The sequence below is a fragment of the Microcoleus sp. MOSTC5 genome, assembly GCF_036701825.1.
Taxonomy (GTDB): Bacteria; Cyanobacteriota; Cyanobacteriia; order Cyanobacteriales; family Microcoleaceae; genus Microcoleus; species Microcoleus asticus.
Map to the genome: position 1 here is coordinate 88,309 of NZ_JAUBRK010000021.1, position 26,155 is coordinate 114,463.

The window sequence follows — 26,155 nt, forward strand, 5'->3', positions numbered from 1 at the left end:
ACTCATGAAACCGGGTTTTTCGCTCCCTGTCGAGGACTAATATTGACAAAAAGCAGCAATAGATGTAATGCTGAATTCAGCATCAAACAACGCCGTCCATATCTAGCAATTGTCATGGCGACAAATTATGACGAGCAATCTGTGGAAAGTCGATCGCACCAGCATCCCTGAGTCAATAGAATGCAGCGACACAGCGCTAATCTTCACTCTCACTAAATATACTCAACCTTGGCAAAGAATAAACACTGTTGAAAAAATCCTGCGACAGTGCGGGATCGAGCCTTTGGCTGAATTTTTGGGCGTACCGAACAGCGGAATATTAAGGAGAAATATATCGGAACCCCTCAGAAAACCGCATCCGAATTTGCTGTTTCGCGCTTTGGCAATTCAGGCATTTGGGAAGGTGCGAGATGGGCTGATATCAAGTGAGAGAGCGGCTAGAGCAAGCCATTTTAGCAAAAATTTGCTGGCGGCGTTAGAGGTGGAAGCGCGAGGGGGATCGACTCCTTTAATTCGGTGGTCTGCGGCTGTTAGTATTAAGTCAATTTGGTTGGATGAAGCAGGACAAGGACAAGGCAAGGAAGGTGGTGTAAATGTCACAATCAATGCAGGGGAAATTGAGCGACGGGTTGTAGAAGAGCAAATTAAAGCCTTAGCAAGCAACAAATTTGCTTTGGACGACAGCAGCAGAAATGACAGCGGTAAGGAATATGAGAATTGTCTCGATTTTTGGGTGTACGGCCCTAGCTGGCTGCTGCCGAACCTGCCAATGGATTGCGAGGAATATCTGTTTTGGATCGATCGAGTATTTGCTGCGATCGCACTTACGGGCCCGTACAAATTGAGTGCCGAAAACGATGCAGCGGTAACAAACTTTTTGCAAGTTGCGGAAAATAACTTTAATGACTTGGAATTCTCCAAAATACTTGCCAAAATTTTTGAGTTCCTGCACCACCCGGAAGCGAGAGTCAAAAATCGAGCTGCAATTATTTTAGAACCTTACAAAGACAAGCTAAACCGAAAATCGGCGCAGATTATGACAGCACTGGCATATAAATTTAATGTAGAATATCAGCCCTTACAATCTCTGACTATTCCCGAAATTGAGGAGTGCAAAGCCTCACTGTATCTATGTAAAAATGAAATTGACGAGGTGTATAGTGAGGCTTTGTCGCTGTGCGGCGATCGGGATGTCGAGATGGCAAGTTTCTTGTCAGCTAAACAGAGGGAATACCAAAATACTGTAGACGAGCAGATCGACAATCTCAGCAAGTTAGTTAAGTCCATCATAAATTGCCAGAGCTTGTTAGATGCTAATAGGGAACTTTTGTATTTGACTGTAGATCGGCTGGAAAAATGGGATTACACTCTCGACAATAAACTGGCTGCGCACCGCAAAAAACTCCAAAACCTGAGCTTTGACAAAAGCAGCTCCGAGAAGTGCATAAACCTCGACAATGAGCTTAATTATATCAGAGATTGTTTGCAGTCTACTTTGTATGAAATTACATCAAATATTAACAGCAAAATTAGAGAGTTAGAACTTTCGGGGGCCAAAAATAGCAATACAGCAACAGATATGTTTAAGTGGACGTGGATATTGTTCGCGGTAGGGTTTTCAGTAGGGCTGTTTTTGTATTTATCGGATTTAGTAATTAACTGGATATTCGGGATCAGCTACACAAGCGAATTTCTAGTTTATTGGACTATTTTATTTAGTGTGATGGTAGTATTTTTGTTAGTATTAGCTGTATTCTTTTCGGCGATCGCTGTTTTAGACCAGCGCCGAGAATCTAAATTAATTCCTCAATTTGATAGTTTAAGCCAAATAGGCAACAGTTTTTCTATTTTGTGGCAGAAAAGTTACTTGCAGCAGTTTGTACCGTCAGTGCGATCGAATTAAAAGTTTCAGTTGACAGTTGACAGTTGACAGTTGTGGGTACGACTGTTGTCAAAAGGACAACGGAAGAGGGAAGATAGTTTTTCCTTCCCCTTCCCCCTCTTAAGAAAGTTAGGATGCGGTTGTTGCTGCTACTTTCTGGGTATTGGTACCTTGATTTGCCAGTTGAATTAATTCAACTTTATATCCATCTGGGTCTTCCACAAAAGCGATTACAGTTGAACCGTGCTTCATCGGGCCCGGTTCCCGACTAACTTTACCGCCGCGAGCTTTAATTTCTTCGCAAGTACCGTAAATGTCGTCAACCCCGATCGCAATATGACCGTAAGCATCACCCAAATTGTACTGTTCGACGCCCCAGTTGTATGTTAATTCCAAAACTGTAGTGTCTGATTCGTCGCCGTAGCCCACAAAAGCCAGAGTAAATTTACCGTCTGGATAGTCCTTTTGCCGCAGCAACTTCATCCCCAGAACCTCCGTGTAAAATTTGAGGGAGTCTTCCAGGTTGCCGACTCGGAGCATCGTGTGTAGTAGTTGCATTTACCTCACTCCAAATTTTTTAAGCTTTCATCTATTTTAGCTATTTCCTGCGGAAAAAACTCGCCCCTCAACCGTCGCAGTTGCCGCAGGTTGATAACTGTCTATTTGATTTAGCTTTGTACTTCCACCACACCCCGAAACATATTCATGCCGCACGTAAATAGGTATCGTCCAGGTTGGTCAGGGGTAAATTCAACAGCCGTTACCTGATTCAGAGGTAATTCTCGCACTATGTGAAAATCTGGTAACAACACTTTTTCGAGACAACTATTGGGGTCGCGCCTCAAGAAATTGAGCCGGACTAATTTACCCGCTTCCACAACTACAGTGGCAGGCTCATAACCCCCGTCTACAGTAATATTCAACTCTTGTATCCCCTGAATAGATTCAGCTTGCTGCCCTTTAGCTTTACTGAATAAAAACCACCACAATTCCAAACCTATTAATGTCAAACCACCTATTGTTACGCCAACTTTAAAACCTAGCGGCTGTTCAATGCTGCGGAATTGAGTCGTTGAAGTAGAATGCTGGACGGACATTTTGGAAGCTTGAACTCCCGATGCCATTCCCATCACCAGCCCTAAACTCGCGAGACTTCCCCAAATTTGACGATGCTGTAACATTTTTCTAATTCCTCCAAATTTAGGCAATAGATTTTGGGTTAAAATTTCGCAATCGCAAAGCATTACTAACTACAGATACTGAACTGAAAGCCATTGCTGCACCAGCGATAATTGGATTTAGCAGCCAGCCAAACATGGGGAACAAAATGCCCGCCGCGATCGGTATTCCAGCGATATTATAAATAAACGCAAAAAACAGATTTTCGCGGATATTCCGCATGGTGGCGCGGGAAAGTTTAATTGCTGTAACTATACCTTGCAAATCTCCTGAAATTAAGGTAATGTCGCTGGCGGCGATCGCCACATCTGTGCCGGTGCCGATCGCAATTCCCACGTCTGCTAAGGCCAAAGCCGGTGCATCGTTAATCCCGTCTCCCACCATCGCGACAATTTTTCCTTCGCCTTGCAGGGCTTGGATTTGAGCTGCTTTTTGGTCGGGTCTAACTTCGGCAAAAACGCGAGTAATACCCACGGATTGGGCGATCGACTCCGCAGTCGCGCGATTATCCCCCGTCAGCATCGCCACCTCCAAACCGAGTTTTTGAAGTGCTTTCACCGCCTGCGCGGACGATGGTTTGAGGGCATCCGCAATGCCCAGAATTGCCTCTATTTTGCCTTTTACAGCCATCCAAACAACCGTTTTGCTCGCAGCTTCCAAAGCTCTCCCGCGCAGTTCCAGATATTCAGTATCGCAGCCGAGTTCCTGCATCCACCTCAGCGTTCCCAGGGCGATCGACTTTCCACCTACAACCCCGCGCACGCCACTCCCGGCGATCGCCTCAAAATTCTTAACATCCGTCCAATTAACCTCTTGAGATTGAGCGTACCTCACAACAGCTTCCCCCAAAGGATGTTCCGAATTGCGCTCGACTGACGCAGCCAATTGCAGCAACTTTAACTCATTGCTGTCCGCCGTTCCTTTAATTGTCACAAAATCAGTTACAGTCGGCTTGCCTTCTGTGAGAGTTCCAGTTTTATCTAACACGATAATTTGGATTTTGTGAGCCAATTCTAAACTCTCCGCTCCTTTAATTAAAATCCCATTTTCTGCACCTTTACCAGTTCCCACCATCACAGCAGTCGGAGTCGCCAAACCCAAAGCACAGGGACAGGCAATAATCAGCACTTCCACCATTGTCACTGTCGCTAGAGTGAAGTTTCCTGTCGCGTTAAACCAGATAATAAAAGTAGCTAAAGCGATGGCAATTACTGCGGGAACAAACCAACCTGTCACTTGGTCTGCTAACTTTTGAATCGGTGCTTTTGAACCTTGTGCGTCCTGCACCATCTTGACAATTTGAGCTAAAAATGTATCTTTGCCAACTCTTGTCGCCCGAAACTTGAAGCTGCCAGTTTTGTTAATTGTCGCTCCGATAACTTCGTCGCCAAGCTGCTTTTTGACAGGCAAACTTTCTCCCGTAACCATTGCTTCGTCTACAGTCGAAGCACCCTCAATTACCTCTCCGTCTACGGGGATTTGCTCGCCGGGCCGCACCTGCACGATGTCGCCAATTTCCACTTTGGCGATCGGCACTTCCAACTCTTCCCCGTTGCGAATTATCCGAGCAGTTTTTGCTTGCAAACCCATGAGTTTGCGAATTGCCTCCGAAGTCTCTCCCTTCGCCCGATTTTCTAGGGTTTTCCCCAACAAAATTAAGGCGATAACGCTAGCGGCAACTTCGTAGTAAACGCCCGGAGTCAAACCTTGGGCGGTGAATAAACCAGGAAAAAATGTCACAAATACAGAATAAAAGTAAGCAGCGCTCGTACCCAAAGCAATCAGGGTATCCATTGTCGCTACACGCCGTTTTAGGGATTTCCAAGCTCCTACATAAAACGATTTCCCGCACCAGAATTGTACGGGTGATGTCAGCACTAATTGCAGCCAAAAATTGTGCAGCCACGCGGGAATAAATGGCAGGTGCAAGCCCGTCATCGCCGGAATAGCACCCACAACCAGCAGGATGCTGATGATACCTGCTGTCCAGAGTTTCCGCTGCAAGGTTTGAGATTCCGATTTGCGATCGGCTTGTTCGGAATCATCCTCTGTCGCCGGCATTTCTGGAAGTGGCAAAGCTTGGTATCCCGCAGCATCAACAGCCGATTGAATTGTTTCTAAGTTGGTTTGCTTGGAGTCGTATTGGATGGTTGCTTGTTCCATCCCAAAATTGACATGACACTCAATTACGCCAGGAACCGATTGAATTGCTTGTTCGATAGAGGAAGCACAAGAAGCACAACTCATGCCCCGCAATTTAAGTGTGAGATTGTCCATAGATGCCCTCCTAAATTATACAATTACCTCCTGTGTTTAAATGGCTGGATAGCCAGCAGATGCGATCGCTTTCCTAACTTCACTTTCTGGCTTAGCGGTTTGAATCGTGACCAATTTTGTCTTGAGATCCGCCTCAACCGTTGAGGCTGAGTCAATGGCTTGGACTGCTTTTGCGATCGTAGTCGCGCAAGCAGAACAAGCCATCTTAGGCACTTGTAGCTGTAAAGTCATAATTTGAACCTCAGCAGAAACTACTCTGCTCAATCAATGAATTAACTCCATTGTAAAGTCTCCAGTACACAGGAGAGTCAAGGGGAATTGCAAAATAAATCAGGAATTATGAAAAAAGTGGTTTGAGACGCTACCCATAGGGGTAAGGCGCGCACTCTGCACCCTACCTAATTACGTTCAAGAGAGTTCTGTAAATCTTAACTGTGAGTGCGATCGGCTGCATAGTAATAATTCTTTACAAGTCCGATTAAAAAATTTCATCCTAATTTCATTTATATGTGAAAAGCTGAAGATAAATGGTCGTTTTAAGGATATAAGCTCTATGAAACAAATTTCATTAAAAACAGGCTTTGCAGCGCTGATATTGACCGCCACAGCCGCTTTAACCAGCGGAGTGCTTGCAGCTTGTTCCAAAGCCCCTTCCAGCGAAACTCAAGCCCCTAATGTTACGGCTGCAACCGCAGCAAACAACAAGCAAGACGTGGCACAAGGCGGCGGCGTGGGTGGGATGAATCATGGCATGAATCACAATATGTCAATGGATTTAGGCCCTGCTGATGCCGACTACGATTTGCGATTTATTGATGGGATGACAGTACACCATCAAGGTGCTGTAAACATGGCAAAAGAGATGCTGAATAAATCAAAACGCCCCGAAATGAAAAAACTAGCAAATAACATAATTGCTGCTCAGAACCGCGAAATCAATCAAATGAAAGAGTGGCGAAAAACTTGGTATCCCAAAGCCAGCAGTACGCCGATGGCTTATCACGCTCAAATGGGTCACATAATGCCAATGACTCCCGAACAGATGCAAAGCATGATGATGACCATGGATTTAGGTGCTGCTGACGACCAGTTTGATTTGCGGTTTATCAATGCGATGATTCCTCACCACGAGGGAGCTTTAGTGATGGCTGAAGATGCTTTGAAGAAGTCAAAACGGCCGGAAATGAAGAAATTGTCTCAAGAAGTTCTGAGTTCGCAAAAGCAAGAAATTGAGCAAATGAAACAGTGGCGGCAAGCTTGGTACAAACAGTAATTTATATCCCCTGAACAAAACGTGACCAAATCACGAAAATGAGTGACATTAATCACAGTAGTTCAAGAGTTCCGAAAATACTTGCTTCACAAAAGCCATAAATTGAGCAAATGAAAAAGTGGCGACAACCTTGGTAGACAAAGTAATGTAGCTCGACTGTGGCTGTCAGCATTTGTCTGACTCCACCTCAGTTTTCTTAGATTACCTACACATACTGTAGATAATTGAGCCACCCTACCTCTAAAGTAGTAGAAAGTTACGTAAGAATACTGTAGACAATGGATCGGCCCAACCTCTAAAGTAGTAGTAGATAAGTCAGCAAAATGCTATATAGAGGGGGTATTTCATGATCTTGAACAGCTTGGAATTAAACACAACTTATAAATCAAATGCAGCCGTAGAGGAGCTAGTGAGCGCATTAACAAACGAAATTGAAGCGCAAGCAGAGATAAAAAAACCGGAAAAAAATCAACAGCAAAAGCGCTTGTCATTAGGCGAAACTTATCTTCGTATTTTAGAATCCGGTGGGCATCTGGGCTGCTGATGCGAAATTTCATCCTAATTTCATTTGACGGTGAAATACTAGGTTGAGTAGAGCATTTCTAGCTCTCGGTCATTGCTTAGCGGTCGCTTCTTGGAAAATGCTAATAAGTAGCTTTACTTAAGTGTTATCACTTACTTAAATTGGCAAAAGACCAACCGTTAAACCTGTGGCACTCAACCTGATTTCAAGGAAAATGCCAACGATGATATTTCACAAATATGCTCAGTCTCCGGCAATTATTAGCAGCTTTTCTGGAATTTTGTTCAGCCTAATTTTGCTAACTTCTCCCGCCGCAGTTTTTGCCCACGCTGGCCACGGAAATGAATTTCACCAAAGCAGCGAAACACCTCAAACTCCTGCTGCTATTTCTGTGGATGCCGAAACAGCAAAACGGTTAGGAATTAAAATCTCCCCTGCCGCCCGCCAGAGACTAGATATCGGCATCAAAACCACAGGACAAATTGAAACTTTGCCCAACCAAAAAGTAGAAGTGACGGCTCCTGTTGCTGGCAAAGTAGTAGAGTTACTGGTGAAGCCTGGGGACAAAGTATCAAAAGGTCAACCCGTTGCGGTTTTATCGAGTTCAGAATTAGGACAGTTGCGGGTTGAATCTCTCTCGAAACGTGCCGAAGCTGAGGCAGATTTGCAGCAGGCGGAAGGAGATTTCAAACTAGCACGAGAAAATTACGATCGCCAACTTCAAATATCCGCAGCAGAAATCGCCCAAGCCCAAACGCAATTGGCAGCGGTAACTAAGCAGTACCAGCAAGAACAAGAATTAGTAAACAAGCGTTCCGTGGTGCAAGCCGCTCAAGAAAACTATCAGCGTCAAGTTGAAATAGCGCAAGCAGAAATAGCGCGGGCAGAAACGGAATTAACTGTTGCCAAAGAACAGTTCGATCGCGACAAAGAATTAGCGGCATCAGGGGCGATCGCGCGGCGCACAATGCTGGAATCGCAAGCCCATTTCGCCGAAGCAACAGCCACTGTTGCTAAAGCAAAAAGCCGTCCTGAAGTTATCAAAGCCCAAACCGAAATTAAACAAGCCGAAGTAGACCTGCCGATGCGGGAATTGCGCGAATCTCAAGGCAGAGTAGCGGAAGCAAAAGCTCAACTTACCAGAGCTCAGAGTCGCCGGGAAGTCCTAGAAGCTGAGAACCAACTCAAACGCGGCAAAACTGCCGTCGAAGTCGCTCAGTCGCGCCTTCGCTTGGCTGACGCAGCCTATCAAGCGCGGCTGCAACAATTAGGAACGGTTGCCAACGATCGAGGACTCGTTACCGTAGTTGCTTCGATTTCCGGGACGGTAGCCGATCGCGAAATCACCCCAGGAGAGTCAGTAAACGCTGAAAAACCGTTGATGAGTCTGTTAAATGACAGCCGCGTTTTTGCCACAGCCAATATTTACGAAAAAGACCTGAATCAAGTAAAACAGGGTCAGGAAGTCAGGGTAAAAGTCGCTAATTTACCCGATCGCACTTTCAATGGAAAAATCGCCTTAATTGGGTCATCCGTGGAAGGAGAAACGCGGGTTGTGCCCGTGAAAGCAGAACTAGATAATATTAACGGCGAATTAAAGCCGGGACTGTTTGCTGAGTTGGAGATTTTAACCGACAAAACTGCCACAAATATTTTAGCAATTCCGACTGCGGCGGTAGTGGATGTTAGCGGTAAAAAAACCGTTTACGTCCAAAATGGCAATGCTTATCAAGCGGTTGAAATTGAACTCGGTCAAACGGCCGGAGATTTAGTTGAAGTGAAGAGGGGTTTATTCGAGGGAGATTTGATAGTAACGCAGCGAGCACCTCAACTTTACGCACAATCTTTGCGGGGCGGCAGCAAGCCCTCAAAAGACGAGGCAAAAAAAGAGGTCTCTCCAAAGGTAACAGAGGTTAATTTGAATAATTTACCCGTGTCTTTATGGTGGGCGGGAATAGGGGGAGGAGTTGCGATCGCATCCCTGACTTTCACAGCCGGCGTGTTGTGGGGAAATCGGCGCAAATTGCCAGCAATAGCAGCGGATTCTGGAAACTATGCCGCTAACAATAGTTTTTCCGCCTCTGCACCGGCGTTGCAAAATGAACTGCTGTTACACAATGACAACCATCACGTTAAAACTCAAGAGGCAGAAGTCAAGACTTTGAAGTAAGCAATTGCTTGAAGATAGCAACTAAATTTGCCGGAGTATGTATCTATTAACTCAAAGCTAATAAAATGTTCAGCAGTATTCTTAGATGGGTAATTAATCGCCGCTGGCTAGTTGTTATCGCCACCATTATTATTAGTCTTTGGACATTGTATATCATCCCCCAAATGTCCCTTGATGTCTTCCCTCCTTTTGCACCCCCGCAAGTCGAAATTCAAACCGAAGCACCGGGTCTCGCGCCGGAAGAAATTGAGTCTTTGGTAACACTGCCAATTGAAAGTGCGATTAACGGAACTCCTGGGGTGACAGCAGTGCGATCGTCTTCGGCTGTGGGCCTTTCTGCGGTTAAGGTAATCTTTGATTGGGGAACTGAAATTTATCAAGCGCGGCAGTTGATAACAGAACGGTTGCAGCAAGCTCAAAGCAAACTCCCGGCTGGGGTAGAAACACCGCAAATTTCTCCGACAACTTCTCCTGTCGGTACTGTTATTACCTATGCTTTTACGTCAGAAACTACTCCTTTGATGGAAGTGCGCCGTCTGGTTGATTGGCAAGTCACAAATCGGCTTTTGGCAGTTACGGGCGTTGCTCAAGTGGTGGCTTACGGCGGCGAAGAAAGGCAGTATCAAGTATTAGTAGAGCCTGCCAAGTTGAAAGCTTTTAATGTGTCGTTGCAGCAAGTAGCTGAAGCGGCGGCGGCTGCGAATGTTAACGCGCCGGGAGGGTATTTAATTACGCCGGATCGAGAAACTTTAATCCGGGGGGTGGGGCGGATTGAGTCTCTGGAAGATTTGCAGAAATCTGCGATCGCCTCTCGCCACGGAACGCCCGTCAGAATTGGTGATGTAGCTGATGTCAAGATTGGTGCTGCAATCAAGCGGGGCGATGGCAGTTTTAACGGCAAAAAAGCTGTGATTGTGATGGTAAACAGACAGCCAGTTGCTGATACTCCGACGGTAACAAAAGCGGTTGAGGCAGCAATGGCTGAGGTGCAGCAAGCTCTGCCCAAAGATATTAAAGTTACTGTGACTTTTCGACAGGAAGAATATATTAATTCCTCGGTGGAGAATGTGCGATCGGCTTTAGTTGAAGGCAGCATCATCGTCACCCTTATTCTCATCCCGTTTTTGATGAATTGGCGCACTCTGGCGGTTGTTTTGCTGGATTTCTTTCTGACTTGGCTGTTGGCGCTGCTGGCGATGTATTGGCTGGGGCTGGGGCTAAATACGATGACTTTGGGGGGTTTGTCGGTGGCGATCGGCACTGCGATCGACGATGCGATCGTCTATGCGGAAAATACCTACCGCAATTTGAGAGAAAATACGTCTTCTCTTCATCCGCGCCCGGTGATGGATGTGATTTTTGACGGCAGTCAGGAGGTGCGCGATTCGTTAATTGGAGCGACTGTTATTGGGATTGTGGTGTTTTCTCCTATTTTTACTTTGCCCGGTGTAGAAGGTCGGATTTTTACGCCGATGGGGATTACTTATCTGGTAGTTGTTGTGATTTCTAGTCTGGAATCGCTGTTAATATCTCCGGCCCTTTGCGCTATCTTGTTGCCTAACAAACGCATGAGTGCTGCGGAACCTTGGCTGCCGAGATTTTGCAAGAAAATATATCATTTTTTGATAAAATTGTCAATGCGTTATTCGGGAATAATTTTAGCTTTTGCTGCTGCTAGTATGGTGGCGGCATTAATTATTTTGCCATCCTTTGGACGGGTGTTTTTGCCGGAGTTTCAGGAGCAAACTTTGGTGAATACTATTCAGCTTTATCCGGGGGTGTCTTTGGAGACAACAGATAGCGCGGCTTTTGCTATTGAAGATGCACTTAAGGATGATAGGAGGTTTGAATACGTGCAAGTGCGATCGGGCAGAGCTCCGGGAGATGCTGATGCTGCGGGAGTCAATTTAGCTCACATCGATATCGGTTTGAGCGAGGAAGGGATGAAAAATCGGCCGAAAACTTTGGAGTCGCTGCGGCAGGAATTTGCTAGATTGCCGGGAGTTGCACCAAATATCGGCGGTTTTATTTCTCACCGGATGGATGAGGTTTTATCTGGTGTCAGGAGTCAGATTGCTGTCAAAATCTTTGGCCCTGATTTGGATCAACTTCGCAGCATCGGTGCAAAAGTTGAAGAGCAAATGAAAACAGTTGAGGGAATTGTGGATTTGCAACTCGAACCGCAGGTGCCAGTGCAACAAATTCAAATTAAGTTTAACCGCCAAGCTGCGGGTAGATACGGTTTGAAAATCGGAGAGCTTTCTGAAATAATTGAAACAGCTTTGAACGGCAAAGTTGTTTCTCAAGTTTTGGAGGTGCAGCAAACTTTTGACTTAGTTGTTTGGTTGCAGCCTGAAGCTCGAAATAACTTAGAAACTATTCAGAATTTGTTGGTTGATACTCCGAGCGGCAACAAAATTCCTCTGGCCCAAGTTGCTACTGTAAAATACGGTACGGGCCCAAATACGATTAATCGCGAGAATGTTTCTCGCTTGATTGTGGCGGCGGCGAATGCTAAAGGTAGGGATTTGCGATCGGTTGTGAATGAAATTCAAGCTAAAGTAAAACGAGAGGTGCAGTTGCCTTTTGGCTATTTTATCCAGTACGGCGGTCAATTTGAAGCTGAGCAAAGAGCTTCGCAAAATATTATCATATTTAGTGCGATCGCCTTTTTGGTAATTACAGTATTGATGTACTTGTCCGTCAAGTCAATTCCTTCAACTGCTATGATTATGATTAACTTGCCGATCGGATTAGTGGGAGGAGTAATTTCTGTAGCTTTGACGGGCGGTATAATTTCCGTAGCTTCCCTAGTTGGCTTTGTCACATTATTCGGCGTTGCTACCCGCAACGGCTTGTTATTAGTAGACAACTACAACTCTAAGTTTGCCGAAGGACTGCCTTTTAAGGAAGCAATTATTCAAGGCTCGATGGAACGGCTCAACGCCATCCTCATGACTGCTTTAACTTCAGCTTTGGGTTTAGCACCTTTAGTCTTAGAAGGCGGGGCGGGCAAAGAAATCCTCCAACCGCTGTCAGTAGTAGTTTTAGGAGGATTATTTACTTCTACAGCCTTAACTCTGTTAGTTTTGCCAGCTTTGTATGCTCAATGCGGCTATTTATTACGACCTCAACAACCTCAGCCAGTTGTTGAAGACGGGAAGGTAGTTAATGTGTGATATTTTCTAATTACTGTCAGTCAGCAAGGAGTCAAACCAATGAAATCGCTCAAGTCAAATTTAATTGTTCTAGGTAGTGTCGGATTGCTGTTTTTGGGAGCTTGCAGTCAAGGCGACCAAGCAACCCCAAATAGCACTCCAGCATCCCCTCCTGTCGCCTCTCCACCTGCGTCTTCTACTCCCGCCACTGCTCCTGCAACAGCAACTCAAGGGGGGCAAGTGGTGGAGTCTGGAGCTTACCATTTAGAGTTTGTACCTGAAAAAGAAGCTACCGGAACTCATTTAGATGTTTTTTTGCAACAAGGGGATAAAAAGGAACCAGTTCCTAATGCGAAAGTGACGGCTCAAGTGCAGTTGCCGAATGGAAAGCAGCAAACTCTAGCTTTCAAATACGATGCTGAAGGCAAACATTACGCTGTGGTGTTTCCCGGCAAAGATCCAGGAAGTTATCCCGTGAAAGTGACTGCGGATATTAACGGAGAAAAAGTTGACGGTCGTTTTACCTTCAATCAATAGATAGCTGATTGATTAATGCAGTCTTAATAATTTAAATTGTCAAAAATTTGAATCAATTAGTTCAAGTTGCAATTTGAAATCTACCGGGAATTCAAACTGCCTCCGGCATTTCCACTAATCTGCTAGTTTCAAGGCGCTTCTGCGTTATTGGCAGCGAAATTACAAACTCCGTACCTTCTCCAAGTCCCGAAAGGCACTCCAAGCAGCCACAGTGCTTTTCTCGAACAATTTGGCTGCTAATTGATAACCCTAAACCCGTTCCTTTACCGGCGGGTTTTGTGGTAAAAAAGTGATTAAATATTTTATCTTTGACTTCTTCAGTCATGCCAGGGCCGTTGTCGGAAATGCGGATGATTGCCCGATCGCCTTCCGCCACTTCTGTGCTAATCTGAATGCTAGGACAGCTTCTCTGGCTATTCAAAACAGGCGAATTAGAAGTGTCTCGCAAAACATCAATGGCATTACTGATAATGTTCATGAAGACCTGATTTAGTTGCCCTGCATAACATTCAACCAGCGGTAAATCGCCGTACTCTTTAATCAGTTGAATATCTGGGCTTTTGCCATTTGCTTTCAGTCGGTGCTGGAGAATTAGCAGGGTACTGTCTATTCCTTCGTGAATGGAAGCAAAACTCATACCGTCTGTGTCTAAACGCGAAAAATTGCGCATCGACGAAATAATCACGCAGATTCTGTCAGTTCCCACCTTCATTGAACAAAGGAGTTTTGGCAAGTCTTCCCTTAAAAAATTGAGTTCTACTTTCTCAATTTCTTCTTGGATTTCTGCTACTGGAGTGGGATAATATTTGTCATATAAATTGACTAGCCGCAATAAATCTTCAACATAATTGCGGGCGTAGGCGATATTTGCACCAATAAAGTTGATTGGATTGTTAATTTCGTGGGCAATTCCTGCTGTCAGTTCTCCCAAAGCTGATAACTTTTCGGTATGTACTAATTGAGCTTGGGTTTCCTGGAGTTGTTGCAAAGCTAGTTCTAGTTCTTGGGCTTTTTCTCTCAGTTGAAACTCAGATTGTAGCAGCGCTCTTTTGGCTGCTTTCCGCTCTAAAATTTCTTTACTTAAAGAAGCATTTGCTCTGGAAAGTTTTGCTGTTCTTGCTTTCACTCGCTGTTCTAATACTTCTGCTAGTTCAGCAAGTGCTGCCTCCGCTTTACGGCGTTCTGCAATCTCATTTTCTAATGCTAAGTTGGCGGCTTCTAGCTTTGCAGGACTGGGAAGTGCCAGTGCAAAAGGCATCAATGTTAATAGCAACAAAACTGAACTTCCGGCTACGAAAGCTGTAATGGCTTTCATGAACTCTGACACTAAAGATTCAGGAAACCAAACATACCATGTTTCTATGACGTGGATTGTCCCGCAGGTGACCAAGAAAGCTCCAAATACCAGGAACATCCACTGAAAGGGGATATCTCGCCCTTTGTAAAGGGCATAAACTAGCATTGTGGGAATTGCATAATAGGAAACTACGATGATAATTTGCAGCCAGTTCCAACTAGGCATTCCCGAGTTGACTAAAACCGAAGTAATTGCTAAGCCAATCATAAAAATCCTTGATGGTAATCGGGTCAAATTTTACGAAATTATACTCGATTAGATCAATGCACCATTTATTGCGATCGCACTTTCTTTCCTATTTCGTTGCCTGTGTTTTTTTGAATGGGAAAAAGACGCGACCTGCCAGACTTTGGAAGTAGATGCCACCGACAGTACCTAAAAACACTAAATAGGCGATCGCCTGCACTACATAGAGCTTATCCGTGTAGCCAAACAACGCACTCAACAACAAACCGGGAAACTTTTCTTCGGGAAGCAGTTTCGAGGTATTCCACACCATCGGCCCGAGAATGCAAGAGTGCACTTTGGCAAATCTTTCGTAATAGAAACACAGTGCTGCTGACTCGCGATTTGCTTGCGATAAAATATTCACCGCACTGTCAAACAATCCCAAAGTAGATACCACTAAACCCGCTACAATGAAGAGCAATAAAATGCCCATATATTTGAAAAACAGGCGGATATTAATTTTGACTCCCCATTTAAACAGCAGGACACCAAGTCCGGTGGCTGAGAGAATGCCCGCCAAAGCACCCATCGCTGGCATAATCCCTTGTTGAAACTTGGCAACGACAAACAAAACGGTTTCAAATCCTTCGCGTAAAACGGCAATCAAAACTAAACTAAATACGCCCCAGCCGGCATGAGAATTTTGCGTTAAGGCAGCACTTACGGCGCCTTCGACTTCGGCTTTCATAAATCGCGCTTGCTTGGTCATCCAAATCAGCATCCAGCTCAGCATTGCGATTGCTAAAACCCCAAAGGTTGCCTCTAGCAGCGACTCCATAATTGGTGCAAAAGGCTGATTGGATGCGGACAAAATTTGAATAGTCCAGCCGAACAGTACACCTATCAAAGCACTGGCGATAAGTCCTACAGCAACACCGCCGAAAGCCCAAGGATTTAAATAACTTTGCCCTGATTTTTTGAGGCAAGCTAGAACGATTCCGACAACTAAAGCCGCTTCAACTCCTTCGCGGAGAGTAATTACAAATGTGGGCAATGCTTCGCTAAAATTCATCTTTTTCTGGTGGGAATGGAAGTGGTTAATGAGGGAGGTAATTGGCAGATTATTTACCAATTACCGCTCTTGATGAGAGTTAATTTTTTAGGAGGCTGGTTTGAGAACTTTTTGGCTGTCGTTCTCGATCGTTTTAATTAGCTGGCTGACTTGTTCGGTGGTTTTTACGGGGGCTGCAGGCGCGATCGCAGTAGGCCAATTTGCCTTAAGCTCAGTCATGTTGGCAACAATTGCTTTGTCGGTTTCCGGGCTAGTTTTAGCCACTTGAGCCGCAATATCTTTGTACAGCATTTCCGCGTACATGACGAAACCCCGCGAATCTTGGTATTCAATAATTGCGGAAATTTTGCCGTTAGCAACTGCCGCTCCGTATTCAGAATTAGCTGTATCCAGCAAGCCGTTAATCACTTGCAGCACGAATTTTGGATCTTTTCGTTGCGCTTCGGGAAGAGCGGCAATTGCTCCATCTACAGCTTGCATCGATGTGGTAAATTCCGCATTCACTTGCGCCGGATCTTTTGCACCTGCTTTAACTAAATCCTGCAATTTAATTAAAGTAGCCTTAAATTCAGGAATTTTACGCTCGTTGAGCTGATCTTCCACATCGGCATAAATTTCTTCGACTGGATGCCCGATGTGCGGTTCTGCTTGGTCGGGTTTGCCTTGATCCAAGAGTTCTTGGGCTACGAAAAGATGCCCTTTCATCAAGCCGAGTTTAGTCATGTAGTCTACATCTTTGGCTTCGCCTGTGAGTACGATATCCTCAATAGTTACCAAGTCTTTGATTTGGTCGAATTGGGCTTGAGTAATGACATTTTTTGAAACCAATTCTTCGACTTTTCCGTAAGGGCGGCTGGCTTGAATTTTGTTAGAAAGTGCCGGTACTCCTAACTTGGCTTCGAGTTTATCTAACTCTGAAAGAATGGCAGTATTGATGTTGATGCCGCCTTTGCCGCCGTGGTTCATGCTGTGACCGCTTGTGGATGCGGGACTGGCTGTAGCAGCGGGTGAGGGTGTGCTGTCGGTGTTGCTGGCTGTGGGGGAAACGCAACCAGCCAGAGCAACGAGGATGGCTGTAGCAGTGACTGTAGGTAATAAACGAAAAGTTGATAACATGGCAGTTGCTAATTTTTACGTTATGTGCATTTGAGTTCACAAGTTATTAAGAAAAATTCTCAATTATTTGCGAGCTATTCATTTTACCTATTTGCGATCGATCTTGTCAAATAATTTCATACTTTCTTTATTTGAATCGGCGCACCCTGGTAACAGGATTTTGTTTAAGTGATAACTTCAAATACACCCATGCAGCCAGCTTCCGCGATCGCATCTTGATGGGGATGAAACATATATTTTCCGGCGTAGCCGTAAGTAAATTCTAAGATATGTCTTTCAGCTACTCCCATTGTGATGACATCAGTTCTTTCACTGGGAGTTAAAGTCATTCCCGTGCGATATACGTCAAAAAAGTTGGCGTGCAAGTGGAAGGTTACTGCTGCTTCGTACTCAATCAGGTTCAGAACGTAAAGCCGAACTAGCTGATTTTTGTAAATAGGGATCGGGTTGTTCATATAATAATCTGGCAACCCGTTAAAAGCGTAAAGTTCGTTCTTTTCGTCATCGTTTACGTCATATCCACCCATGATTAACATGATTTCATCTGCGGGAGGACGTGGTTTTGGCGGATCGATGATGAACATACCATAAAGTCCTTTACCGACATGGCGAGTTACAGGAGCAATATGGCAGTGATATAGATGCACTCCGTAGGGATTGGCATCGAATTCATAAATAAATACCGAACCGTTTTTCACTGGTTTAACGCCATCCATTTCGCTGGTATGAACGCCGTGAAAGTGCAGCGAATGAGAATGTCCGGCTTTGTTATAAAAAATGACGCGGATACGATCGCCCTCTGTGGCTCTCAATGTCGGCCCCGGCACGCGATTGTTCACGTTCCAGGTGTTGAAGGTGACGGCGCTGTTAAGTTGGACGATCGAAGTATTAGCTTCCAAGCGAAATTCCCGAACCGTGCGCCCGTTTTCGCGCGTCACCGTGCCGTAATCAAAATCCCGCGCAATTTGCATCGGGTTGATATTGCTAACTGCGACTGCATCTGCGGGCATGGGCGGTATTCTCGCGACTGGTGTCGGTTTGCGAGTCAAGTTTTGAAGTGCGATCGCGCCCCCCGCTACCCCAGCACCAGCTATTCCTAGCTGTAGCAGTTGGCGGCGACTCCAGCGCCCAGCCTTTTTAATGGCGGGACGATCGGATAAATCTGTCATACTTATTGATAATTTTTCTCAAAAATTCGCTCGTGGTTGATTATAAGACATTACCAGCTTGTTGTCAATCATTGTCAACTGTTATCTTTTTCTGCGAACCCAATCGATTTTAGATTTTAGATTTTAGATTTTAGATTTATTCCCGTCAGTCAGCCTGCGCGTTGGAATGAATCCGGGGGCTTGCGATCCAATTAGTTTCCGTCATAAAATTTCATGCTGATTTCATCTCAGTATGTGAGCTTAGATGTTGGGGTAGATGCTGCCGATCGCTAACAATGTATAAGGATTTACCGCTATAAATTAGAGTTATGAGAATTTTGCTAGTTGAAGACGAGCCAGATTTAGGGAAAGCGATCGATCGCACTTTAAAGCAGGAAAAATATATAGTTGATTGGGCTTTGGATGGCAGTGAAGCTTGGGAATATTTAGACAGTAACTGGACGCAATATAACCTGGCTATTTTTGACTGGTTGCTACCAGGATTGTCAGGATTGGAACTTCTGCAGAAATTACGTGCTAACAATAGCGTCCTGCCCGTCTTGATGCTAACAGCAAAAGACCGAATGGAAGATAAAGTTGCGGGACTAGATGCCGGGGCTGACGATTATTTAGTTAAACCCTTTGGGATGGCAGAACTGTTAGCGAGATTGCGGGCTTTGCAAAGGCGATCGCCCCAAATTCAACCGCAACAGCTACAGGTAGGAAATCTGGTTTTGGACTGCGGAAATCGAACTGTGCGCCATCTCGATCGAAGTGGCAACAGTCAGATAATTGCTCTAACAAACAAAGAGTTTCAATTGCTAGAATACTTTATGAAACATCCCAACCAAATTATCACTACTGACCAAATTCGGAATCAACTATGGGAGGCGAGCGCAGATACCTTTAGCAATGTGGTAGCAGCTCAAGTACGCTTGCTGCGGCGCAAACTTGAGTCGGTGGGCGGCGCGAATTTAATTGAAACTGTACACGGCGTCGGATACCGCATGAGAAATTAAAGCTGTAGGAGCAACGGCGGGGCGATTATACCTCGTTTCCAGTATCGGGCTATAATATAGAAAACTCCATCAGAAATATAACTGCCATGAAAGATTTAATCCAACAAGAGTTAGAAAAGCTCGATCTAGAACAACTCAAACAAGTATTTGAATTTATTTCCTTCCTGAAATTTCGTGCCAGATTAGTTACTAATCTAGCAGTAGATGAAAGTAACTTAGCCACACTCTACAGCGAATTTGCCGAAGAAGACCGACAACTTGCGGAACTCGGAATTAGCGAATATGCAGAACTCCTAAAACATGAGGATTTGCAATGACAGCCAGACGGGGTGAAATCTGGATTGCAAACCTCGATCCTACACAAGGTTCCGAACAGGCTGGTGTACGTCCCATAATTATTTTCCAGAACGATACTATTTCGAGATACACGACTACTATTCTCAGTATTCCTTTAACAACTAATCTGCGGCGTGCCTCTCTCCCTTCATGTGTTTTCATTCCCAACGGTGAGGGAGGATTGACTCAAGATTCCGTTGCATTGTGCCATCAAATGCGAGTTTTGGATAAAAGACGCTTGCGAAATAAAATTGGTGAAGTTAATTCAGATATCTTGGTACAATTAGAAAATAATGTATTATTTACCTTGGGATATTTACCTTAAAAAAGAGCGCTAGACTCAATGTGAATCAAAATAAACTATTTAACCGAACTCGCTGGCAATTAGCCATTTCCTATGCGGCTGTAATGGGTTTGATTTTGAGCTTGTTGGGATTTGGCGTATATAAGGCGATCGCCCACGCTCACTGGATCGCCATAGACCGCGAATTAGAATCGGTAGCGGGGACGCTACACGACAGCCTCGAAATCAAATTGCAGCAGCCAGGACGCCTAGAACCAATAGTCAATGAACTTTTGCCCAACCTCCGCATAATTGGAGCTAACGGCATTAAAGAACAGTTGCCAGAGCGCCATATTTTAAGCGCTATCAACCAAAGCTATTATTATATCCGTTTATTTGATTATTCTGGGAAATTAATTGCGACCGCAGGCGCTTATCCAGAAGAATTGCCACCAGAATTTAACTCCTATTACTGGCAAACAATAACTGACACCAAAGGCAATGTTTATCACCAAATTTCTGTAGCGCTACACACCCAAACACAGCAAGATTGGGGATATTTTCAAGTTGGCCGTAGCTTGCAAGACTTCAATAATTATCTCAATACAGTGAAATTGGTTTTGAAATTAGGATTGCCTACAGCATTGATTTTGATAGGCTTTGCTAGTTGGTTATTGGCTGGACTGGCTATGAAACCGATTTATTCTTCCTACGGACAAATCCAACAGTTTACAGCGGATGCTGCTCACGAATTGCGGACGCCTTTAGCGGCTTCGCAGGCGACAGTAGAATCAGCGCTGTTGACGCCTCAATTGGATGAAAAAGAAGCGCGGGAAATTTTGCGGACGATCGATCGCCAAAACCGACGGCTGACTCAGTTAGTGGCTGATTTGCTGCTGCTGGCTCGCATGGATAATCAAGCGATAGGCGATCGCCCTCAATTGTGTTGTTTGAATGACCTGGTTAGCGATTTAGTCGAGGAATTGGCAGCAATGGCGATCGCTTCTAAGGTAACGCTAACATCCTCAGTGCGGGTGCAGCAGCAATTAAATGTTGTCGGCAATTCCGACCAACTTTATCGCTTAGTTGCTAATTTAATTGTTAATGCCATTCAATACACTCCGGCTGGGGGAAAAGTAACAGTTATTTTAGATTGCAGCCACCAGGAGGCGATCGTTCAGGTTCAAGATACCGGTATTGGGATAGCAGCGGCAGATTTAGAGCGAATATTCGATCGATTCTACCGAGTCAACAGCGATCGATCGCGCCATACCGGCGGTTCGGGACTGGGATTGGCGATCGCCCAAACCATAGCCCGAGCACACCGCGGCAGCCTCAGCGCCCGCAGCGAATTGGGGCAAGGCGCTACTTTCCTGCTGCGGTTGCCTTTGTGAGCTACTATGTGAGGGAAACCGAATCATCTTTTTGGGGTAATCCCTTTTGCAAAAGGTAGCGCGATCGCCCAAAATCATTAAATAGCTAAGTAGGTAAGGAAAAAAAACATAGTATCTTGTAGGGGCGGGTTTAGCTAAGAATTTATCATACAAGCGAGAAGATGAGTGCACTCACCCGCCCTCTCCATCTAATGTTTATTTGTAACTACCTACTTATCAGCAATTAGCAGTCATCAGAGAGAAAAATTATGACAGTTTTAGAACAGGGAACAATCTCAATCCATACCGAAAATATTTTCCCGATTATCAAGAAGTCGCTATACACCGACCACGAAGTCTTCTTGCGGGAACTAATTTCTAACGGCGTCGATGCCATTGCCAAACTCAAAATGGTTTCCCGTTCCGGCGAATACAGCGGCGACATGGGCGAACCGCAAATCAACATAGCGATCGACAAAGAAAACAAAACCCTCTCAATTTCCGATAACGGCATCGGCATGACTGCCGACGAGGTAAAAAAATACATCAACCAAGTCGCTTTCTCCAGCGCAGAAGAATTTATTCAAAAATACCAAGGCAGCGGCGACGACGCAATCATCGGTCACTTCGGCTTAGGTTTCTACTCTTCTTTCATGGTGGCGAAGAAAGTAGAAATTGATACTCTTTCTTACCAAGAAGGCTCCCAAGCAGTACACTGGTCTTGTGACGGTTCTCCCGCTTTTGAACTATCAGAATCCTCCCGCACGGAACGCGGCACTACTATTACTCTCACTCTCCAAGATGAAGAACAAGAATATGTAGAACCCAGTCGCATTAAGCAGTTAATCAAAACTTACTGCGATTTCATGCCCGTTCCCATCAAATTTGAAGGAGAGGAACTCAACAAGCACAAAGCAATTTGGCGGGAATCTGCCAGCAATTTGCAAAAAGAAGATTACTTAGAACTGTACCGCTACCTTTACCCGTTCCAAGACGAGCCGCTGCTGTGGGTACACTTGAATACAGATTATCCTTTCATTGTCAACGGGATTCTTTACTTTCCAAAACTGCGCCCGGATGTCGATGTTACCCAAGGCAATATTAAGCTATTCTGCAACCAGGTTTTTGTCAGCGACCACTGCGAAGAAATTATCCCGAAATTCTTGATGCCGCTGCGGGGAGTCATTGACAGTACCGACATTCCGCTGAACGTTTCTCGCAGTTCTTTGCAAAGCAATCGGACTGTGCGGAGAATCGCTGATTATATTGCGAAAAAAGTGGGCGATCGCCTGAAAGAACTCTACCGCGACGATCGCGACGAATACATCCGCTGCTGGCAAGATATCGGCACTTTTGTCAAGTTTGGAACTCTCAACGATGACAAGTTCAAAAAGCAAGTCGAAGATATTTTAATCTACCGCAGCACCTACGAACCAACAGCCGAGAAGCCAGAAACTGTGACGCCTGAAGTGCAGGTGCAAACAGAGGAAGGAGATTTGTGGCAAGATGTCACTCCGAAGTCGGAAAATTCTAGTTCCACGCAGCCTTACACGACTCTAAAAGAGTATTTGGAACGCAATCAAAAACGCCACGAAAATCGCGTGTTTTATTGTACCGATCCGGCGTCTCAAGCAACTTACGTTGCTATGCACAAAAGCCAAGGTTTAGAAGTGCTGTTTATGGATTCTTTCATCGACACGCACTTTATCAGCTTCTTGGAAAGAGAATACTCAGATGTCAAATTCTCGCGGGTTGATTCCGACATCGACGAAACGCTAATTGACAAAGAGAAAGAAGCGGAAATTGTCGATCCGGCGACGAATAAAACTCGCAGCGAACAAGTTAAAGAAATGTTCCAAAAAGCTCTCAATAAGCCGAAAGTGAACATTCGCACAGAAGCTTTGAAGTCTGACTCTGCGGAGGCCACGCCACCTGCGATCGTACTTTTGCCGGAAGCTTTGCGCCGGATGCGGGACATGACGGCGCTTTTGCAGCAGCAAGCGGCCGAATTCCCCGAAGAACACGTTTTGCTGGTGAATACGTCTCACCCGCTGATTCAAAATCTGGCTAGTTTGAGTCAGGGTGCGATTATTCAAGGCGGCGGGGAGTCTCCTTCGGCCGAGTTGGCGAGTATGATTTGTCACCACGTTTACGACTTGGCTTTGATGGCCCAGAAGGGTTTCGATGCTGAAGGGATGAAGGATTTTGTCGAGCGATCGAATCAAGTGTTGACAAAATTGACTCAACGTGCAATGTAATTACCCCCCCAACCCCCCCTTGCTAAGGGGGGGAGCAAGAGTTTATTTCTATTGGTAAAGGGATAAGTCAAGCCTTCTTCCTTCTTCCTTCTTCCTTCTTCCTTCTTCCTTCGGGTATAATGAAATGCTGCACGCAAAAAACGGTAATCTGGAGGGCAATATGTCGCGGAAATGTCAGCTAACGGGGAAGAAGGCTAATAACGGTTTTGCAGTTTCTCACTCGCACCACCGCACTCACAAATTGCAAGACGCAAATTTGCAGTGGAAGCGGGTTTGGTGGCCGCAGGAGAAGCGCTGGGTAAGATTGCACCTTTCTACAAAGGCAATTAAAACCTTGCAACACAAGGGTTTGGAAATTATGGCGAAGGAAGCTGGAATTAATCTTTACAAGCTTTAAAAAACTTAGCTAAATTAAAAGGAGGGCGATCGCACACTTGAAAGTGTGCGATCGCCCTTACTTTTAGAGAAAAACCTTTACTAGAGCAATTTTCGGCATTTCAGTAAATAAGTAGTCATCTGACCTTTGCCTTTAACTTCGATCGCGCCGCGGTTTTCAAAGGAATACTTTTCTCGCAATTGCTGATAAGTTATCTCTGTTACCTGAATGCACCCCGGCTTGCCGTGGGATTCCATGCGGGAAGCGGTGTTAACCGTGTCTCCCCACAAATCGTAAATAAATTTTTTAATGCCGATAACTCCGGCGACAACCGGGCCGCTGTTGATGCCGATTCTGATGCTGAAAGCTTGGCTGTGGGTATTGCTGAACTCAGTAATTGCCTGCTGCATATCCAAAGCCATTTCTGCGATCGCTTCTGCGTGATCCGGGCGAGGAATTGGCAGCCCTCCAACTACCATGTAAGCGTCGCCAATGGTCTTAATTTTTTCCAAACCGTGCCTTTCTGCTAGGTTGTCAAATGTCGAAAAGATGTCATTCAGCATGGCTACTAATTGCGTTGGAGAAACTAGGGAACTGAGTTGAGTAAAGCCTACTATGTCGGCAAATAAGACAGTAACGTCAGCAAAAGTGTCTGCGATCGTACTGTCTCCCCGCTTCAACCGATTTGCTATTTCTTCAGGCAGAATATTCAACAGTAAACGTTCTGATTGTTCCTGTTGAACTCGCAGTGCATTTAAAGTATCATTGAGAGCATTAGTTCGTTCTTTCACTCTAAATTCTAACTCTTCATTGAGCTTGCAAAGCGCCATTTCAGCTCGCCTGCGCTCTGTAATATCCGTACCGATTCCCAGCATTCCTGCGAAATTTCCTGCCGCGTCAAACAGCGGTTTATTTGCCCACGATACCCAAACCAGCTCGCCGCTGCGTCGCATACTTTCATTTTCATTTCGCGTGTATTGTTCTGGGTTTTGCAAAATATCTCTCAACTTTGCTCCCAAGTCATTTCCTTTTGTATCTACCTCGGGAATAATTGTTCCCACTGCGTGTTTGCCTATTATCTCTTTTTCGTCGTAACCGAAAAATTTCTGTGCAAATTCGTTAAAAAAAGTAATATTTCCTTCCGTATCTATTTTTAAAATAATGCTGTTAGCATTTTCGACTAATTCCCGATACTTAATTTCGCTTTGCCGCAGTGAATCCTCTGCTGAGGCGCGTTCGGCTACAGTGGCGGCCAACAGCAGCGATGTAACTACAATTACGCTCATAAAAGCCTGCAAAAACAAGATAGCCTGATTAATATTGTCCGCTTTGGCAATAAAGGGGCCACCTCCCTGAGAACCGCCCCAAATTGCAATACTGGATACAATGAAAGATGCTAAAACAGCCCCGCCCTGGCCGAATTGAATGGTTGCCCAAATTACTAAGGGAAATGGCAAGTATTCGAGGGGATAATGGGAGAGATAGCCTTCACTTTTTGAGTTGTATACTAGCCAACTGACTGTTACTAATAACAGCAGGCAGATTACGGCACTGATGCGATTTACAAGAGTTTTAGAACCTGGAATTTGTGAATTGCTTGGTACTTGTTTTTGGTTGTATATAATCAACAGCAGGGGAGTAAAAATTAAAACTCCTAATGTATCTCCGAGATACCAATTCCAGCGAATTTGCCAATATTGGCTCCAGTCAACTAAACCAGTTACACAGAGCCGCAGCGTGCCGATAGTGCAGTTGATTTGGGTGGCAACTAGAGCACCGCAAAAGACTAAATTGACTACATCGATCAGCCGATCGAGTGAGGGGCGAAACTTGAGCTTTTGGAGCAAAGTAAATGCGCACACAGCTTGTAAACAAGCGCAAAAGGCACTAATTGTTGCAAGTGTTAAAGACACCTTAAGGTTAATAGTCTCGTAAAAAAATACGCCTAAAGCTATGCCCGGCCAAAAGCGCCCACCAAATAATAAAATTGCAGCTTGTGCAATTCCTGCGGGCGGCCAGACGCAGGTAGCTAATTTATTTACGCCGGGGATTGAAACTGCTATTTTTGCTCCCAAAGCGTAAGCAAAAGCAATGGCAGCTACTTTGGCTAAGTATTGCCAATTTCTAGGTTGAGTAAATCGCAGAAACAGATTTGTGTTTTGGTTCATACTGAGTTTTATATTTTTAACTAACTATAGCAACCGCACCCGAGAATTTGGAGATTATTAATTTCTGAAACATGAGTTCTTATATTCCTTCTTCATTGTTCCTTATGCTATAAATTGAGACCTGTAATAAAATAAGTGTCCATTTTACCTTGGCTTTTGACTTCAATTCTGCCGCGACTTTGCAATAAATACTTGTCTTGCAATCGCTCATAAGTTGTCGCTGTTACCTAAATGCACCCAGGCGTGCCGTCATATTTCATACGGTAAGCAGTGTTAACGGTGTCTTTCCACCAATCGTAAATAATTTTTTTAAGGCTGATTACTCCAGCGACAACCGGGCTGCTGTGGATGCCTATTCTGATGCTAAAATTTTGATGGTGGCTATTTCTGAATTCAGCAATAGCCCATTGGTAACAAGTTAAGCCTGTATGGCAGTTGTCAAGGGGATTTCAGAAGAAGTATCAAAGAAATATTGGTTCTGG

21 protein-coding genes and 1 pseudogene are annotated in these 26,155 nt (G+C 44.9%); 12 read left to right on the top strand and 10 right to left on the bottom strand.

The annotated features are described in order from the left end of the window. Nucleotides 1–127 precede the first annotated feature (127 nt). A complete protein-coding gene (locus QUA54_RS13845) occupies nucleotides 128–1,903 on the top strand; it encodes a hypothetical protein (RefSeq protein WP_333415087.1) in 1,776 nt (591 codons plus the stop codon). Nucleotides 1,904–2,011: 108 nt separating this feature from the next. On the opposite strand, the gene gloA is transcribed toward QUA54_RS13845, so the two are convergent. From gloA to QUA54_RS13865, 4 genes are all read right to left on the bottom strand, one after another. Next, a complete protein-coding gene (gene gloA / locus QUA54_RS13850) occupies nucleotides 2,012–2,440 on the bottom strand; it encodes a lactoylglutathione lyase (RefSeq protein WP_333415088.1) in 429 nt (142 codons plus the stop codon). A 110-nt stretch (nucleotides 2,441–2,550) separates the two neighbouring features. Beyond that, nucleotides 2,551–3,063 (bottom strand): cupredoxin domain-containing protein, encoded by a 513-nt coding sequence (locus tag QUA54_RS13855; RefSeq protein WP_333415089.1) that lies wholly within the window; start codon nucleotides 3,061–3,063, stop codon nucleotides 2,551–2,553. A 19-nt stretch (nucleotides 3,064–3,082) separates the two neighbouring features. Continuing rightward, the gene (locus QUA54_RS13860; RefSeq protein ID WP_333415090.1) at nucleotides 3,083–5,338 is read right to left on the bottom strand and encodes a heavy metal translocating P-type ATPase; all 2,256 of its coding nucleotides are present in this window, start codon (nucleotides 5,336–5,338) and stop codon (nucleotides 3,083–3,085) included. A 36-nt stretch (nucleotides 5,339–5,374) separates the two neighbouring features. Then, nucleotides 5,375–5,569, bottom strand: coding sequence for a heavy-metal-associated domain-containing protein (locus QUA54_RS13865; protein WP_333415091.1), 195 nt, complete (start codon nucleotides 5,567–5,569; stop codon nucleotides 5,375–5,377). A gap of 322 nt (nucleotides 5,570–5,891) precedes the next feature. Between QUA54_RS13865 and QUA54_RS13870 the strand changes: the two genes are divergently transcribed. The 5 genes from QUA54_RS13870 to QUA54_RS13890 all read left to right on the top strand — a co-directional run bounded on the left by QUA54_RS13870 (nucleotide 5,892) and on the right by QUA54_RS13890 (nucleotide 12,999). Beyond that, entirely contained in the window at nucleotides 5,892–6,611 is a 720-nt protein-coding gene (locus tag QUA54_RS13870; protein WP_333415092.1) for a DUF305 domain-containing protein, read from the top strand. A 346-nt stretch (nucleotides 6,612–6,957) separates the two neighbouring features. After that, entirely contained in the window at nucleotides 6,958–7,155 is a 198-nt protein-coding gene (locus QUA54_RS13875) for a hypothetical protein (RefSeq protein ID WP_333415093.1), read from the top strand. Between the two features lie 193 nt (nucleotides 7,156–7,348). Further along, nucleotides 7,349–9,304 carry an efflux RND transporter periplasmic adaptor subunit gene (locus QUA54_RS13880; RefSeq protein ID WP_445301556.1) on the top strand — a complete coding sequence of 652 codons (1,956 nt, stop codon included), beginning with the start codon at nucleotides 7,349–7,351 and terminating at the stop codon, nucleotides 9,302–9,304. 65 nt (nucleotides 9,305–9,369) lie between these two features. Then, on the top strand, nucleotides 9,370–12,483 hold the full coding sequence (locus tag QUA54_RS13885; protein WP_333415094.1) for an efflux RND transporter permease subunit: 3,114 nt from the start codon (nucleotides 9,370–9,372) through the stop codon (nucleotides 12,481–12,483). A 39-nt stretch (nucleotides 12,484–12,522) separates the two neighbouring features. Next, nucleotides 12,523–12,999 (top strand): hypothetical protein, encoded by a 477-nt coding sequence (locus QUA54_RS13890; RefSeq protein WP_333415095.1) that lies wholly within the window; start codon nucleotides 12,523–12,525, stop codon nucleotides 12,997–12,999. Between the two features lie 91 nt (nucleotides 13,000–13,090). Here the strand turns inward: QUA54_RS13890 and QUA54_RS13895 are convergent, their stop codons facing one another. The 4 genes from QUA54_RS13895 to QUA54_RS13910 all read right to left on the bottom strand — a co-directional run bounded on the left by QUA54_RS13895 (nucleotide 13,091) and on the right by QUA54_RS13910 (nucleotide 17,881). Then, nucleotides 13,091–14,563: an ATP-binding protein gene (locus QUA54_RS13895; protein WP_333415096.1), complete on the bottom strand. Its 1,473-nt coding sequence runs from the start codon at nucleotides 14,561–14,563 to the stop codon at nucleotides 13,091–13,093. Nucleotides 14,564–14,651: 88 nt separating this feature from the next. Continuing rightward, nucleotides 14,652–15,596 (bottom strand): FTR1 family protein, encoded by a 945-nt coding sequence (locus QUA54_RS13900; protein WP_333415097.1) that lies wholly within the window; start codon nucleotides 15,594–15,596, stop codon nucleotides 14,652–14,654. Nucleotides 15,597–15,683: 87 nt separating this feature from the next. Beyond that, nucleotides 15,684–16,712, bottom strand: a complete 1,029-nt coding sequence (locus QUA54_RS13905; RefSeq protein ID WP_333415098.1) for a helix-hairpin-helix domain-containing protein — start codon at nucleotides 16,710–16,712, stop codon at nucleotides 15,684–15,686. 164 nt (nucleotides 16,713–16,876) lie between these two features. Then, nucleotides 16,877–17,881 (bottom strand): multicopper oxidase domain-containing protein, encoded by a 1,005-nt coding sequence (locus QUA54_RS13910; protein ID WP_333195809.1) that lies wholly within the window; start codon nucleotides 17,879–17,881, stop codon nucleotides 16,877–16,879. A 308-nt stretch (nucleotides 17,882–18,189) separates the two neighbouring features. Here QUA54_RS13910 and rppA point away from each other — a divergent pair, with 308 nt between their 5' ends. From rppA to rpmB, 6 genes are all read left to right on the top strand, one after another. Next, the gene (rppA, locus tag QUA54_RS13915) at nucleotides 18,190–18,879 is read left to right on the top strand and encodes a two-component system response regulator RppA (RefSeq protein WP_333415099.1); all 690 of its coding nucleotides are present in this window, start codon (nucleotides 18,190–18,192) and stop codon (nucleotides 18,877–18,879) included. Nucleotides 18,880–18,965: 86 nt separating this feature from the next. Beyond that, entirely contained in the window at nucleotides 18,966–19,196 is a 231-nt protein-coding gene (locus QUA54_RS13920; RefSeq protein WP_333195806.1) for a hypothetical protein, read from the top strand. Further along, on the top strand, nucleotides 19,193–19,540 hold the full coding sequence (locus tag QUA54_RS13925; protein ID WP_333415100.1) for a type II toxin-antitoxin system PemK/MazF family toxin: 348 nt from the start codon (nucleotides 19,193–19,195) through the stop codon (nucleotides 19,538–19,540). Before QUA54_RS13920 ends, QUA54_RS13925 begins: the two co-directional genes overlap by 4 nt. A gap of 20 nt (nucleotides 19,541–19,560) precedes the next feature. Further along, nucleotides 19,561–20,892 carry a two-component system sensor histidine kinase RppB gene (gene rppB, locus QUA54_RS13930; RefSeq protein WP_333415101.1) on the top strand — a complete coding sequence of 444 codons (1,332 nt, stop codon included), beginning with the start codon at nucleotides 19,561–19,563 and terminating at the stop codon, nucleotides 20,890–20,892. A 248-nt stretch (nucleotides 20,893–21,140) separates the two neighbouring features. Then, a complete protein-coding gene (gene htpG / locus QUA54_RS13935; RefSeq protein ID WP_172186028.1) occupies nucleotides 21,141–23,129 on the top strand; it encodes a molecular chaperone HtpG in 1,989 nt (662 codons plus the stop codon). Nucleotides 23,130–23,289: 160 nt separating this feature from the next. Continuing rightward, a complete protein-coding gene (rpmB, locus tag QUA54_RS13940; RefSeq protein ID WP_006634309.1) occupies nucleotides 23,290–23,526 on the top strand; it encodes a 50S ribosomal protein L28 in 237 nt (78 codons plus the stop codon). Between the two features lie 80 nt (nucleotides 23,527–23,606). Here rpmB and QUA54_RS13945 read toward each other — a convergent pair whose 3' ends face one another. Together QUA54_RS13945 and QUA54_RS13950 are read right to left on the bottom strand one after the other, a co-directional pair. Next, entirely contained in the window at nucleotides 23,607–25,673 is a 2,067-nt protein-coding gene (locus QUA54_RS13945; RefSeq protein ID WP_333415102.1) for an adenylate/guanylate cyclase domain-containing protein, read from the bottom strand. 107 nt (nucleotides 25,674–25,780) lie between these two features. Beyond that, nucleotides 25,781–26,074, bottom strand: a pseudogene (locus tag QUA54_RS13950) (adenylate/guanylate cyclase domain-containing protein). Nucleotides 26,075–26,155 lie beyond the last annotated feature (81 nt).

Excerpts from the sequence above, each read along its gene's own strand:
- QUA54_RS13920 (WP_333195806.1), top strand. The coding sequence starts at position 18,966 with ATGAAAGATTTAATCCAACAAGAGTTAGAAAAGCTCGATCTAGAACAA.
- QUA54_RS13870 (WP_333415092.1), top strand. The coding sequence starts at position 5,892 with ATGAAACAAATTTCATTAAAAACAGGCTTTGCAGCGCTGATATTGACC.
- QUA54_RS13885 (WP_333415094.1), top strand. The coding sequence starts at position 9,370 with ATGTTCAGCAGTATTCTTAGATGGGTAATTAATCGCCGCTGGCTAGTT.
- QUA54_RS13890 (WP_333415095.1), top strand. The coding sequence starts at position 12,523 with ATGAAATCGCTCAAGTCAAATTTAATTGTTCTAGGTAGTGTCGGATTG.
- gloA (WP_333415088.1), bottom strand. The coding sequence starts at position 2,440 with ATGCAACTACTACACACGATGCTCCGAGTCGGCAACCTGGAAGACTCC.
- QUA54_RS13910 (WP_333195809.1), bottom strand. The coding sequence starts at position 17,881 with ATGACAGATTTATCCGATCGTCCCGCCATTAAAAAGGCTGGGCGCTGG.
- QUA54_RS13855 (WP_333415089.1), bottom strand. The coding sequence starts at position 3,063 with ATGTTACAGCATCGTCAAATTTGGGGAAGTCTCGCGAGTTTAGGGCTG.
- htpG (WP_172186028.1), top strand. The coding sequence starts at position 21,141 with ATGACAGTTTTAGAACAGGGAACAATCTCAATCCATACCGAAAATATT.
- QUA54_RS13945 (WP_333415102.1), bottom strand. The coding sequence starts at position 25,673 with ATGAACCAAAACACAAATCTGTTTCTGCGATTTACTCAACCTAGAAAT.
- QUA54_RS13895 (WP_333415096.1), bottom strand. The coding sequence starts at position 14,563 with ATGATTGGCTTAGCAATTACTTCGGTTTTAGTCAACTCGGGAATGCCT.
- QUA54_RS13845 (WP_333415087.1), top strand. The coding sequence starts at position 128 with ATGACGAGCAATCTGTGGAAAGTCGATCGCACCAGCATCCCTGAGTCA.
- QUA54_RS13860 (WP_333415090.1), bottom strand. The coding sequence starts at position 5,338 with ATGGACAATCTCACACTTAAATTGCGGGGCATGAGTTGTGCTTCTTGT.
- rppA (WP_333415099.1), top strand. The coding sequence starts at position 18,190 with ATGAGAATTTTGCTAGTTGAAGACGAGCCAGATTTAGGGAAAGCGATC.
- QUA54_RS13880 (WP_445301556.1), top strand. The coding sequence starts at position 7,349 with ATGCCAACGATGATATTTCACAAATATGCTCAGTCTCCGGCAATTATT.
- QUA54_RS13875 (WP_333415093.1), top strand. The coding sequence starts at position 6,958 with ATGATCTTGAACAGCTTGGAATTAAACACAACTTATAAATCAAATGCA.
- QUA54_RS13865 (WP_333415091.1), bottom strand. The coding sequence starts at position 5,569 with ATGACTTTACAGCTACAAGTGCCTAAGATGGCTTGTTCTGCTTGCGCG.
- QUA54_RS13900 (WP_333415097.1), bottom strand. The coding sequence starts at position 15,596 with ATGAATTTTAGCGAAGCATTGCCCACATTTGTAATTACTCTCCGCGAA.
- QUA54_RS13925 (WP_333415100.1), top strand. The coding sequence starts at position 19,193 with ATGACAGCCAGACGGGGTGAAATCTGGATTGCAAACCTCGATCCTACA.
- rpmB (WP_006634309.1), top strand. The coding sequence starts at position 23,290 with ATGTCGCGGAAATGTCAGCTAACGGGGAAGAAGGCTAATAACGGTTTT.
- QUA54_RS13905 (WP_333415098.1), bottom strand. The coding sequence starts at position 16,712 with ATGTTATCAACTTTTCGTTTATTACCTACAGTCACTGCTACAGCCATC.